Here is a 12076-nt window from a genome sequence, read left to right as displayed (position 1 = left end):
TCTGTACGAAATGTTTTCGAGCGAAGGTTAGGCAAGGCGAAAACAGGCGAGGAAGCGGAGTTTACGGGTTGTAAATGAGCATTCCGAGCCTGTTTTCAACGCCGCATAACCGAGCGCAGATACATTTCGTACAGAGCCTAGTAACCGATGGGCGGGTCTGAAAATACCCCACGACCATCACCCCCCAATCCAGGGCAGAGAGTGCCCTTCTCCACCCTCTGCACAAAATCCATCACCGCTGCCCAGCAAGGCTAGACGCGGAGGGTTTCGACGAACAGGTTGCCCATCGACTAGGCCAGTTCATGAGCCCGGTGCCGTAGCTTTTCAGCTTTACTCACTCTCACGATGCAGCACCCTGAACCGACTCAAACTGATCATCCGCAATGGACATGACGCTTTTTACATGCAGAAAAAAGGCCAGCTATCGCCATAAGATGAGATGGAGTGGCGATGAGACACTTCCTCCACCGTTTGCCGCTAAAGTAAAAAAGCCGCTATCCAAACCCCGGGGATTGGCTTATCCTTTTAGCTGTATATAAACACAGTCATCACACACTAAATTACGTGAAGGCATATGAGGTGGTAAATGGCCGTCGAAGTGGTATACCGCAGCAGCCGAGATCTGGAGCGTTTGTTCATGGATAAAGCCGAAGCTGATCGTCATGACAAAATGCTGGAGCTGGCAGAGTTGCTCTCTGAAGTGCTGCAAAAAGCAGTGCCCTCGCTAAGCGAAAAGCAGGTCGAAGAAGCCGGTATCTATATGGCTAAAAATCGCGACATTTTTGCCAAAGCCTTCAAGAGCCAACCGGACGCTCTGTCCGAACTGCTGGTCGACAGCGAATAATCACAGTCCGCCACCGCGACTCAAACCGCCCTTTCCACAGGCGAGTGAAGGTTCTGCAGAGCGGCTTGGCGGCTTGGGTGCCGGGCCATGAGTGACCCGGCAGCAGGGTGGCGCATTTCAAGGCGGCACCCTGGCAAGCCCCAGCACACGCCCTTCCCTCTACGAATACAGCAACCGCTGCGCCAACTCATCTGACACCCGTGCCGGTGAACGCTTCTCGGCTTGCGCATGGGCGTAAATACCCGTCAACCGCTCGCTGATACGTAACAACTGCTGATGAGTGGCTTCGGCGCAGGCACCCTGATGAGTCAGCGCCATGTAAATCAAGCCCCCGGAGTTAATGACATAATCGGGGGCATACAGAATGCCCCGGCGCTCCAATTGGTCGGCCACTTGCAAGTTGGTCAACTGGTTATTGGCGCAACCGGCCACGGCCGAGCAGCGCAGTTGCGCCACACTGTGCCAGTTGAGCACGCCACCCAAGCCACAGGGGGCCAAAATATCGCACGGGGTGCTAAGCAAGGCTTCGCAGGCGACCGGGTGAGCGCCCAATTGCTCCATGGCCAGACGCACTTTACCGGGGTCGGTGTCGCACACCAATAACTCGGCCCCTGCTGCGTGCAATTGCTCGGCCAGGGCAAACCCGACTTTACCCAAGCCCTGGATTGCCACCCGCAGCCCCTCAAGGTTATCGCTGCCCAAACGCGCAGACGCCGTGCTGCGAATGCCGGCAAACACCCCCATTGCCGTGTGCGGCGAAGGGTCACCCGCGGCGGTGGTACTGGTGACGTGCCGGGTATGTTGGGCGATGCAGTCCATGTCTGCTGTTGAAGTGCCGCTATCGATCGCGGTGATATATCGGCCGTCGAGCTGTTCAATGCATCGGCCAAAAGCTTCAAACAGCGCCGCGCGGCTTTCAACATGCGCCGCACGCATGATGACGGCTTTGGCACCGCCCACCGCCAAACCTGCCAGCGCGGCTTTGTAGCTCATGTCTTGAGCCAGGCGGATAGCATCGTTTACTGCACTTTCGTCGTTGGGGTACGCCAGGTAACGGCACCCGCCCAATGCTGGCCCCAGACGACTGCTATGAATGGCAATCACGGCTTTGAGGCCCGTAACGGGGTCAACACTGAGGTGCAGCGACTCCACATGAGCGCTTTGCATGAGTGCAAACATCACGAGGGCCTCGAAGGGTGGCGGGTAACGGCCAGTATAGGCGTCACCCGAAAAGTCGTCGAAGCATGCAGGAATAAATCTAAATCGTCCGTTTGAGTGTGGGTTCCAATCGCTCTGAAACGATCAAAAGATCGCGAGCAAGCTCGGGCCTACGCGCTTTTAATCTAAACGGGCCCTTAAACCACGCCGGCCTCACGCAGCAAAGCCTGTAGGAACGAGCTTGCTCGTGATCTTTTGACCTTTAAAACATCGCGAGCAAGCTCGGCCCTACAATAGCGAGCTGGCTCGTGAGTGCTCAGTTAACCCGTGGCGGTGTATCGGGCTGGTTCGCCGGGTGTGCCGTGATAAAGGCCGGGTGCTGCTGCGCCAGGCTGACCACGCGGGCAATGCGGGGAAAAGGTGCCAACGACACATTGAACCGCTCAGCGGCATACGCCTGGGGAATCAGGTAAACATCCGCCAGGCCAGGGCTCGCACCGAAGCAATAGCCGCTGTCGCCGATCATCGCTTCAACGGCTTCCAGACCCTGACTAATCCACTGGGTGATCCACTGTATGACCTGTGCCTCGTCCTGCCCCAACTGACGCAGCCGGTTTAGCACGCTGACGTTGTGCAACGGATGCATATCGCAGGCAATCAAGGACGCGACTGCCCGTTCATGTGCGCGCGCAAGCAGGTCAGTCGACAACAGAGGCACCTGGGGGTAGCGTTCCTCCAGATACTCGATGATCGCTGGCGATTGGCTCAGCACCCCTCCCTCATCGGTGCGCAAGGCCGGCACCCGGCCCTGCGGGTTGATCGCCAGGTAAGCGGCCTGACGGTGCTCACCACCGTCAGGGGCAATCAGATTGACCGGCACGGCCTGGTACTCCAGGCCTTTCAGCGCCAGCGCGATCCGCACCCGGTAAGAGGACGTAGAGCGATAGTAGGTAAAGAGTTCCATCACTCGCTCCCTTAACGTGCCGAAACAACCCTACCGCGGCATTCCCCAAACCCGATGGAGGCGTAGCCTTCACGGGCACAACGGGCACGCAGGATGATTTCATCGCCGTCTTCAAGGAACTTGCGCACCTCACCGGACGCCAGTTCGATCGGGTGTTTACCGCCCTCGGTGATTTCCAGCAGGCTACCCAGCTGGGTACGATCAGGGCCCGACAACGTGCCCGAGCCAAACAGATCACCGCCCTGTAACTGGCAGCCATTGACGCTGTGATGCGCCACCAGTTGCGCAGCCGTCCAGTACATATTCAGGCTGTTGCTCAACCCCAAGCGGTGGGCAGGCAGGTTTTGTTCGCGCATCGACTCAGTTAACAGCAGCACTTCCAATTCGATGTCCAACGCCCCCTGAGCCTGGTCCTTGGCATCCAGCAGGTACGCCAGCGGCTGCGGATCACCCTGAGGACGAGCCGGCTGAGCACGGCGGAACGGCTCAAGCGCCTCAGCCGTCACCACCCAAGGCGAGATACTGGTGATAAAGCTTTTGGAGAGGAACGGCCCCAGCGGCTGATATTCCCAAGCCTGGATATCACGGGCTGACCAGTCGTTAAGCAGGCAGAAACCGGCGATGTGCTCACCCGCTTCGCTCACGGGAATCGCGTCGCCCATGTCATTGCCCTGACCGATCCAGATGCCCAGTTCAAGTTCGTAGTCCAGACGCGCGCATGGGCCAAAGGTCGGTTCGGTTTGCCCGGCGGGCAAGGTCTGGCCTTTGGGGCGGCGCACATCAACACCCGATGGGCGGACTGTCGAGGCGCGGCCGTGGTAACCAATCGGCACATATTTATAGTTAGGCAGCAACGGGTTATCGGGGCGAAACAGTTTGCCCACGTTTTTGGCGTGCTCAATGCCGACATAAAAATCGGTGTAATCACCGATTTTGGCCGGCAGGTGCAACTGGCAATCTGCCGCCAATGGCAGCAACCTTGCGCCTTGAGCCTCGATTTTGCCGCGCAAGGTGCTGCCTTCACTCAACAATGCCTGCAAGCGCTCGCGCAGGGCGACGCGGGCGCTGCGCCCCAGCGCGAAGAAGGCGTTCAAGGTTCCCCCCAGAGACGCTTCTACGGCCACTTTGGCCTCGCCCTCGAATAAACCGGCGGCCAACGCGGCCTCCAGATCAAAGATATGCTCGCCAATCGCCACGCCGCTGCGCGGGGCTGAACCTTGCTGACTGAAAATGCCCATCGGCAAGTTTTGCAGGGGGAAATCGGCATGGCCGTTGGCGGAGGCGATCCAGCTATGGGCAAGAGTGGACTGGGTCATGGGTTATCTCCGATTCGGGGTAAAAGTCGTGGGCAACGAGGCCCAACAAGCATCGTAGGCGGGTTGCAGTTGTGGGCACTCCAGCGCAAAACGGGTAGGACGCAACACTTGGCTGGTTTCAAACATAAAAGCCATTGTGTTGTCGATCTTGCTCGGCTGCAGGTCGGCCGCAATGGCTTTGGTACAGGTTTCCCCGTCCGGCCCGTGGGCGCTCATGCAACTGTGCAACGACGCACCGCCTGGCAGGAAGCCTTCGGCCTTGGCGTCGTAACTGCCCTGGATCAGGCCCATGAACTCGTTCATCAGGTTGCGATGGAACCACGGTGGACGGAAGGTGTTTTCAGCCACCATCCAGCGGGGTGGGAAAATCACAAAATCGAGGTTGGCCAGCCCCGGCACGCTGGTCGGTGAAGTCAATACGGTGAAGATCGACGGGTCGGGATGGTCGTAGCTGACGGTGCCCAGTGTATTGAACAGCCGCAGGTCATATTTGTACGGCACGTTGTTACCGTGCCAAGCCACGACGTTCAAGGGCGAATGATCCAGTTCGCAGCCCCACAGCTCTCCCAGGAATTTTTGCACCAGCGCGACCGGTTGCTGGCGGTCTTCGTAATGCGCCACGGGGGTCAGAAAATCACGTGGGTTAGCCAGGCCGTTACTGCCAATCGGCCCAAGGTCCGGAAGGCGCAGCGGCGCACCATGGTTCTCGGCCACATAGCCACGGGCCTGCGGGTCGAGCAGTTCCACACGGAACTTGAGGCCGCGAGGGATCACGGCAATTTCCAGCGGCCCGATGTCCAGGCGGCCCAGCTCCGTGGCAATACGTAAGCGGCCTTGCTCGGGCACCAGCAACAGTTCACCGTCGGCGTTGAAGAACACACGCTGCATCGAGGTGTTGGCGCTGTAGCTATAAACGCTGATGCCTGCAGGTTTCTCCGCGCCGCTGTTGGCAACCATCGCCACCAGGCCATCAATAAAGTCGGTCGGTGTATCCGCAATGGGCAGCGGGTTCCAGCGCAAGCGGTTGGGCGTCACTGGCCCCAGCGGGCCACCGCTCAGCTGTCGTTCAAGTTTGACGAACGCGGGATGATTGGCAGACGGCATGATCCGGTACATCCAGGTGCGCCGCGATTCGCTGCGAGCCATTGTGAACGCGGTACCGGACAGTAATTCGGCATACAGCCCATAGGGCGCTTTTTGCGGGGAGTTCTGGCCAACCGGCAAAGCGCCGGGCAGCGCTTCACTGCTGAATTCGTTGCCAAACCCGGCTTGATACATGAGGTCTGACACAGGCGAGTCGAGGTTCATGGAGCCTCCAGAGGTGGAGAGTGCAGAAGACTGCGCGCAGCTTGAGGACAGTTGGCGTATCACTGCGTTATTTTTATCGTAACTCAATTACGCATAACGTAATTTGATTGGTGTGCAGCGTCAAGCTATAAAGACGCCCATTCGCTTCGAGAACCAGACGCCTCCATGGAAAAGCCCCGCAGTAACAACGACAGTACTGGCAAGCAGAAAGTGCGCTCCGCCGAAGTTGGAACCGACATCCTCAAGGCCTTGGCTGAACTGTCGCCTTCAACCTCATTGTCGCGCTTGGCCGAGCATGTGCAGATGCCGGCGAGCAAGGTGCATCGCTACCTGCAGGCGCTGATTGCCAGTGGTTTTGCCGAGCAAAATGCCGCCACCAATCATTACGGGCTAGGCCGCGAGGCGCTGCGCGTAGGCCTGGCAGCGCTCAATAGCATGGATGTATTGAAAGTCGCAGCACTGCCTTTGGCCGAGTTGCGTGACGACTTGAACGAAACCTGCTTTCTGGCGGTATGGGGCAATCAGGGCGCGACAGTGGTGCACATTGAAGCCGCCGTGCGTGCGGTTACGGTCGTGACCAAACTGGGCTCGGTACTGCCGTTGCTGAGCTCTTCCACGGGGCTGGTGTTCAACGCCTTTTTGGCTGACCGCGAAACCGCCGAATTGCGCGAACGTGAATTGAAAGCCGATGACCTTGATCCTGCGCGGTCCGCCGAGGCCTATGCGCTGATCAGTGCCGATATTCGCCAGCGCGGGCTGCACTTTGTGCATGGTTTGTTGATGCCCGGTGTTGATGCACTATCGGCACCCGTGTTTGAAGCCACCGGTCAGCTCGCCGGTGTACTGACGGTCGTGGGGCCCACATCGCTGTTTCATGCAGACGAAAATGGGCCAGCGGCCAAGCGTTTGCTGGCCGCCAGCCAAGCCATCAGTTGGCGGATGGGGCATCAGCCGGCCTGATGGCCGATGGGTCAGAGCATCCAGTGGCTTCGGGCTTCTGCCAATAACTCGCCCATTAGTTTTTCAACATCATAAAAGCTCAGTTTGTTGAAGCTGTACTGTGCTTCGAATGTCCAAAGTTCAGTGAAAATGCCCGTCAGGCCATGGACATGGGTCTGAACACTGCCCCACTCCAGCGTGTCATTGCCCAGCCCCAATAAACTCTGGCTAAACGTCACTCTCGGGTCGACCACATCGTTTACGGTTGTAATGTAGAGCTGCTCGCAATCAAGGCCATACTTTTGCAACCGCTCATTGAGGAATGCGCACACTTGCGCGCTGAATGTACCGCCAGCCGCCCGTTTTCGACTCGCTGGGGCATCGCCATTCTTATCGATCATGCTCAAGGTAAAACTCCTTTTATAACACCCGGCCTATCCAGCTTCATGCTGTGAGAAATTCGGCCGGGAAAACCTTTCGATGACCTATTGAACCGCGCAATCCCCCTGAGCAGGCATTACATAATTAAGGTAGAACGGTGGGCACAGGAAAGCCCTGGTTTAGAGCTGTCGGTGCACACTACAACTGTTGCCAAAGTTGTAACAGAGATTGTCTGAAAGCGGTCTTACTCCGTCACCGTCGCCCCTCTATTCTTGGCGGATTGACCAGCGCTGATGCCGGTCGGTGTATTGAGTCGCCCCGACTCTGCACTCTCAATTTACCCTGACGTTGATTTGTAGCTCCTTATAAACGTCTTCTTTAGCCGCTGAATTTCAGCGGCTTTTTTTATATGCCGCACGCCGCCCCGTTCAGGGTTTGAGTGCTGTCACGAGGTCAGCTAGCCAAGGCTCGGCGTCCGTTTCGGGCGTGACACTTTCGCTGGCATCGAGCCGCAGCATCGGCAACACCTCACGCACCCCCAACTCTGCGAACAGCTCACGCATTTGCTCACCCCCTGCGCAGAACGTGTCGCCATAGCTGGAGTCACCCAAACCTATCACTGCACCGGACAAGCCGCGCAAGGTCGCAGGCAACTGGTCGCGAAGGGTGCTGTACAACGGCATCAGGTTGTCAGGCAATTCCCCCATACCGGTTGTCGACGTCACCGCCAACAACGCTTCGGGGGCAAAGCCCTGAAGGTCAGCCAGGGTGGCACGCGCATTGAAAAACACCTCAAAACCCGCCGCTTTGAGCAATGCCTGAGCATGACGAACGACTTCTTCAGCGGTGCCGTACACCGAGCCGGAAAGGATGGCGACTTTCATCAATCTGATCCTGTTAATGACTAAAAGGCAGGGATACTAGCAGGTGAACCCCGCTAAGGATGTGGGGTGGGTCGACGAATGGCTCCAACAAACCAACCGTTTGACGGTCATAACCCTATGACTTGCACCGTGTAGGTTTTTTTTCGAGCAACATCATGCCGCATGAAACCCTATTGACTCAGGACGAGTTGGACTTTCTACAGACCTTGCATCAAAACACGCCGCCCAATCAGCGTGAGGCTTCATCGAGCCTGATGCTTAAAGGCCTGTGGCAATTGCGTGACTTGCTGACCCGTCTGGCCGCTGATGAACACGTCACGATTCAGGCCAAGGTGGCCGACCAGCACATGCGTTTTCCGCTGCATCTGGTTGAAGACGAATTTCACACGCAGCATTTGCAATTGGGTGCGCCCACTATCTTCCAGAATGGGCCAACGGGCCGTCCGTGGAGCTTGGTACTGGCTGACCCGGTGGCGTTGGAGAACAGTCGCGGCAAAGCCGGGCATCTGTGGATCACCGAACTGTCGTTCAAGGGGTTGTTGATTGATGTACGCAGCGAGGCCCCTCCACCGCGACAATTCGCCCGGTGGTTCAGGCCCGACGGTTACGAACCGATTGCCGTACGCGGCACGCTGGAGCGCAAAACCGAAACAGGCCTGTACGCTTACAGGCTCAGCCAGAGAGACAAGAACGACGCGGAACGCTTGCGTCAGTTCATCCTGCAACAATATCGTCTGGAGCATCCGGCCTTGCACGCCTGACCAGCGCCAAGGCAGCCCAAATCAGGTCGCACCCTCCTTTTTCGCACCTTTTTGGTGCGAAAGAACGCCCGATCTGGCTACACCGCCGCGCGTGACTGGGTAGCATTGAGCTATCAACGCGGGTGGCGGACTATTCGGGAACAATCCTTGCTTACTTTTCAGAACACAGCCCACCACCCCGGCGCTGTGTTTTATGCCTGCCCTACCCGGGCAGCAGTGCCTCATGGAGATACACAATGTCTGCCTCCCCTGTCACGTTGATGGTTACACGCCGTGTCGCTAAAGGCCGCTACCAGGAGCTGATTGCCTGGTTGCACGAAGGCGAACAGTTGGCCACGGACTTTGCGGGCTACCTGGGCTCTGGCGTTCTGGCCCCGCCTGCGGGCGACGATGAATTTCAGATTATTTTCCGCTTTGCCGACGAAACCACCCTGCACGCCTGGGAGTTTTCCGTATCGCGCAAGGCGTGGTTACTGCGCGGCAGCGACTTGTTCGCCCACCCTTACGAACATCGCGTCAGTGGCATCGATGGCTGGTTTGGCACCACCGGGCATCGCCCGCCTCGCTGGAAGCAGGCCGTGGCCATCTGGCTGGCATTCTTCCCGGTTTCGCTACTGTTCAATGCTGCCCTGGGCCCGCTGCTGAGCGAGTTGGGGTTGCTGCCCCGCGTACTGGTCAGCACCCTGGCCCTGACACCCTTGATGGTTTATCTGTTTATTCCACTTTCCACCCGTCTTTTGGCCGGCTGGCTACACAGCACACCGAACAAACCCCTGCGTAACGCCAACGCATCCCACAGCAACTGACCTGGCGAGCCAGCAACAGGAGACGCGGCACAGGCATGGCCGTTGCGCAACAGACGCTGGTATAGTTTTACGATCACGTCTTTGCTCTCCTGTTCCTTGACCCAGAGCCCATCATGCCTTCTAGTCCTGCTCCGATTCTGATCACGGGCGCTGCCCAGCGCATTGGTTTGCATTGTGCCCAGCAACTGCTGGCGGATGGCTATCCCGTGATCATTACCTATCGCAGCGAGAAGCCCGGCGTAGAGGTCTTGCGCAAGCTGGGGGCAACCGCGCTGTTTGCAGATTTTTCGACTGAAGCCGGTATCCTCGATTTTATCCAGCGCCTGAAGGACCACACGGGCGCTTTGCGGGCAATCGTCCATAATGCTTCGGCGTGGCTGGCCGAAACCCCGCACACTGAAACCAGCGCCTTTACCCACATGTTCAGTGTGCACATGCTGGCACCGTACCTGATCAACTTGCATTGCAGCGGGTTACTGCTGCAATCCGACCCCGCCGACATCATCCATATCAGCGATGATGTCACGCGCAAGGGCAGCAGCAATCATATGGCGTACTGTGCAACCAAGGCCGGGCTCGACAGCCTGACGTTATCGTTTGCTGCCAAACTGGCCCCCCGAATAAAGGTCAACGGCATCGCGCCGGCGCTGTTGATGTTCAACCCAGACGACGACGCGACGTATCGCGCCAAGGCACTGGCCAAGTCCGCCTTGGGCATCGAGCCCGGTGCTCAGGTCATCTATCAAAGCCTGCGCTACTTGCTGGATAACCCGTATGTGACCGGCACCACATTGACCGTCAACGGCGGTCGGCACCTCAAATAAGCCGTCCGCGAGGAAGATTTCCATGAGTACATCCCTGCCAGAGCACTACCGCGAGATCCTCGTGGGTCTGGGCGAAAACCCTGACCGTGAAGGCCTGCTCGACACCCCCAAGCGCGCAGCCAAAGCCATGCAGTACCTGTGTCACGGCTATAACCAGAGCCTCGAAGAGATCGTCAACGGTGCCCTGTTCGCTTCTGACAGCGACGAAATGGTGATTGTCGCCAATATCGAGCTGTACTCCTTGTGTGAGCATCACCTGTTACCTTTTATCGGCAAAGCGCATGTGGCTTATATCCCGACCGGCAAAGTACTGGGCCTGTCAAAAGTGGCTCGCATCGTCGACATGTTTGCCCGCCGCCTGCAGATCCAGGAAAACCTCACGCGGGAAATCGCTGATGCCATTCAGGGTGTCACCCAAGCGGCTGGCGTAGCCGTGGTGATTGAAGCCAAGCACATGTGCATGATGATGCGGGGCGTAGAAAAACAGAATTCAACCATGAACACCTCGGTCATGCTCGGCGCGTTTCGCGAGCCAAGCACCCGCTCGGAGTTCTTGCAATTGATTGGACGGAGCACGTCGTAATGCCACAACTTCAACCTGGAATGGCCCGTATTCGCGTCAAGGACCTGTGCCTGCGCACTTACATCGGTATCAATGAGGAGGAAATACTCAACAAGCAGGATGTGTTGATCAACCTCACCATCCTGTATGCCGCCCAAGAAGCCGTGCGTGACAACGACATCGATCATGCCCTCAATTACCGCACCATCACCAAAGCGGTGATTCAGCACGTCGAAGAAAATCGCTTCGCCCTGCTGGAACGCTTGACCCAGGAAGTACTGGACCTGGTGATGGTGAATGACGCCGTACGGTACGCCGAAGTCGAAGTCGACAAACCCCACGCGTTGCGCTTTGCTGAGTCGGTGTCGATTACGCTAGCGGCGGGCCGCTAAAGCTTCAAGCGGTTAGTTTCAAGCGACAAGAGAGACCTGCTTTTACTTGAAGCTTGTGGCTTGAAGCTTGTCGCTGCCTCATTCCCTATCCCAAATCCAGCGAGCACTAAAATGACGCCCCAAGAACGCCTTGAACTCGAAGCTGCCGCTTTCCGTCGCTTGGTTGCGCACCTGGACAGCCGCAAAGACGTACAAAATATTGACCTGATGAACCTCTCGGGTTTTTGCCGTAATTGCCTATCCAAGTGGTACAAGGCCGAGGCCGATGAACGGCACATCGATGTCAGCCTCGATGACGCCCGTGAAGTGGTGTACGGCATGCCGTATGCCGAATGGAAATCCCTCTACCAGAAAGAGGCCAGCGCCGAACAAATGGCGGCGTTTTCCCAAGGAAAAAAGCATGACTGATTTGACCCCCCTGCGCGCCAGCCTGAACAGCGGCGAACACGCCTTTGCTGACACCCTGGCGTTTATTGCCGCGCACTACGACTACCAGCCGCAGGCTTTCAATAATGGTGGCGTTGAAAGCGCCGCTGGCCAAAACGAAGGCTCGTGCAAAACCTTGGGCCTGGCGCTGCTGGAAGGCTTGAGTGATCAGCAAGCGCTGCTGGCGTTTGGCGAACATTACCGCTCGGTCGTGGCCACGCCTGAAGGCACCGACCACAGCAACATCCGCGCGTTGATTGCCCACGGCTTGGCAGGCGTCACCTTTGCCTCGCAACCACTGACGCGCAAGGCTTAACAACACGGTGCAGGAGCAGCCGTCGAGGCTCGATTGCTCGCGATCTTTTTAAGATTGTACAGACCGGACACATGGTTGACGGGTGTACGGGGACATGGTGGACACTTTTCGGCGAGCTTATTTCGCCGGAGAGCCATCATGCCTTGGAATACGAGAGACGCCATGAGCCTGAAAGAAGAGTTCGTTGCTTTAGCA

General features: G+C 57.6%; 15 protein-coding genes. 9 read left to right on the top strand and 6 right to left on the bottom strand.

Annotated elements, in window-relative coordinates:
- Positions 1-586 precede the first annotated feature (586 nt).
- Positions 587-844, top strand: a complete 258-nt coding sequence (locus tag Q1W15_RS01660) for a YebG family protein (protein WP_300719851.1) — start codon at positions 587-589, stop codon at positions 842-844.
- Between the two features lie 159 nt (positions 845-1003).
- On the opposite strand, the gene Q1W15_RS01655 is transcribed toward Q1W15_RS01660, so the two are convergent.
- The 4 genes from Q1W15_RS01655 to hmgA all read right to left on the bottom strand — a co-directional run bounded on the left by Q1W15_RS01655 (position 1004) and on the right by hmgA (position 5590).
- The gene (locus Q1W15_RS01655) at positions 1004-2023 is read right to left on the bottom strand and encodes a Glu/Leu/Phe/Val dehydrogenase dimerization domain-containing protein (protein ID WP_300719850.1); all 1020 of its coding nucleotides are present in this window, start codon (positions 2021-2023) and stop codon (positions 1004-1006) included.
- A 295-nt stretch (positions 2024-2318) separates the two neighbouring features.
- Entirely contained in the window at positions 2319-2966 is a 648-nt protein-coding gene (gene maiA / locus Q1W15_RS01650) for a maleylacetoacetate isomerase (protein ID WP_300719849.1), read from the bottom strand.
- A gap of 11 nt (positions 2967-2977) precedes the next feature.
- Complete coding sequence (fahA, locus tag Q1W15_RS01645; protein WP_300719848.1) at positions 2978-4282, bottom strand: fumarylacetoacetase; 1305 nt, start codon at positions 4280-4282, stop codon at positions 2978-2980.
- A 3-nt stretch (positions 4283-4285) separates the two neighbouring features.
- Complete coding sequence (gene hmgA, locus Q1W15_RS01640) at positions 4286-5590, bottom strand: homogentisate 1,2-dioxygenase (RefSeq protein ID WP_300719847.1); 1305 nt, start codon at positions 5588-5590, stop codon at positions 4286-4288.
- A gap of 165 nt (positions 5591-5755) precedes the next feature.
- Here hmgA and Q1W15_RS01635 point away from each other — a divergent pair, with 165 nt between their 5' ends.
- Positions 5756-6550, top strand: coding sequence for an IclR family transcriptional regulator (locus tag Q1W15_RS01635; protein WP_300719846.1), 795 nt, complete (start codon positions 5756-5758; stop codon positions 6548-6550).
- 11 nt (positions 6551-6561) lie between these two features.
- Here the strand turns inward: Q1W15_RS01635 and Q1W15_RS01630 are convergent, their stop codons facing one another.
- Positions 6562-6936 carry a hypothetical protein gene (locus tag Q1W15_RS01630; protein WP_300719845.1) on the bottom strand — a complete coding sequence of 125 codons (375 nt, stop codon included), beginning with the start codon at positions 6934-6936 and terminating at the stop codon, positions 6562-6564.
- Between the two features lie 402 nt (positions 6937-7338).
- On the bottom strand, positions 7339-7794 hold the full coding sequence (locus Q1W15_RS01625; protein WP_300719844.1) for a flavodoxin: 456 nt from the start codon (positions 7792-7794) through the stop codon (positions 7339-7341).
- Positions 7795-7949: 155 nt separating this feature from the next.
- On the opposite strand from Q1W15_RS01625, the gene Q1W15_RS01620 reads away from it, so the two are divergent.
- The 7 genes from Q1W15_RS01620 (at position 7950) to Q1W15_RS01590 (ending at position 11881) form a co-directional block, all read left to right on the top strand.
- A complete protein-coding gene (locus tag Q1W15_RS01620; protein ID WP_300719843.1) occupies positions 7950-8555 on the top strand; it encodes a hypothetical protein in 606 nt (201 codons plus the stop codon).
- A gap of 236 nt (positions 8556-8791) precedes the next feature.
- On the top strand, positions 8792-9361 hold the full coding sequence (locus Q1W15_RS01615; protein WP_300719842.1) for an antibiotic biosynthesis monooxygenase: 570 nt from the start codon (positions 8792-8794) through the stop codon (positions 9359-9361).
- 113 nt (positions 9362-9474) lie between these two features.
- Positions 9475-10185 (top strand): dihydromonapterin reductase, encoded by a 711-nt coding sequence (folM, locus tag Q1W15_RS01610; RefSeq protein WP_300719841.1) that lies wholly within the window; start codon positions 9475-9477, stop codon positions 10183-10185.
- A gap of 22 nt (positions 10186-10207) precedes the next feature.
- A complete protein-coding gene (gene folE, locus Q1W15_RS01605; RefSeq protein ID WP_300719840.1) occupies positions 10208-10768 on the top strand; it encodes a GTP cyclohydrolase I FolE in 561 nt (186 codons plus the stop codon).
- Positions 10768-11139, top strand: coding sequence for a dihydroneopterin triphosphate 2'-epimerase (gene folX, locus Q1W15_RS01600; protein ID WP_300719839.1), 372 nt, complete (start codon positions 10768-10770; stop codon positions 11137-11139). The genes folE and folX overlap by 1 nt, the downstream gene beginning before the upstream one ends.
- A gap of 111 nt (positions 11140-11250) precedes the next feature.
- Positions 11251-11547 carry a DUF1244 domain-containing protein gene (locus Q1W15_RS01595; RefSeq protein ID WP_300719838.1) on the top strand — a complete coding sequence of 99 codons (297 nt, stop codon included), beginning with the start codon at positions 11251-11253 and terminating at the stop codon, positions 11545-11547.
- Positions 11540-11881 carry a HopJ type III effector protein gene (locus tag Q1W15_RS01590; protein WP_300719837.1) on the top strand — a complete coding sequence of 114 codons (342 nt, stop codon included), beginning with the start codon at positions 11540-11542 and terminating at the stop codon, positions 11879-11881. Before Q1W15_RS01595 ends, Q1W15_RS01590 begins: the two co-directional genes overlap by 8 nt.
- Positions 11882-12076 lie beyond the last annotated feature (195 nt).

Source organism: Pseudomonas sp. (genome assembly GCF_030150285.1).
Taxonomy (GTDB): Bacteria; Pseudomonadota; Gammaproteobacteria; order Pseudomonadales; family Pseudomonadaceae; genus Aquipseudomonas.
Note: the sequence above shows the minus strand (reverse complement) of the source record. Positions and strands in the feature narration are given on the sequence as shown.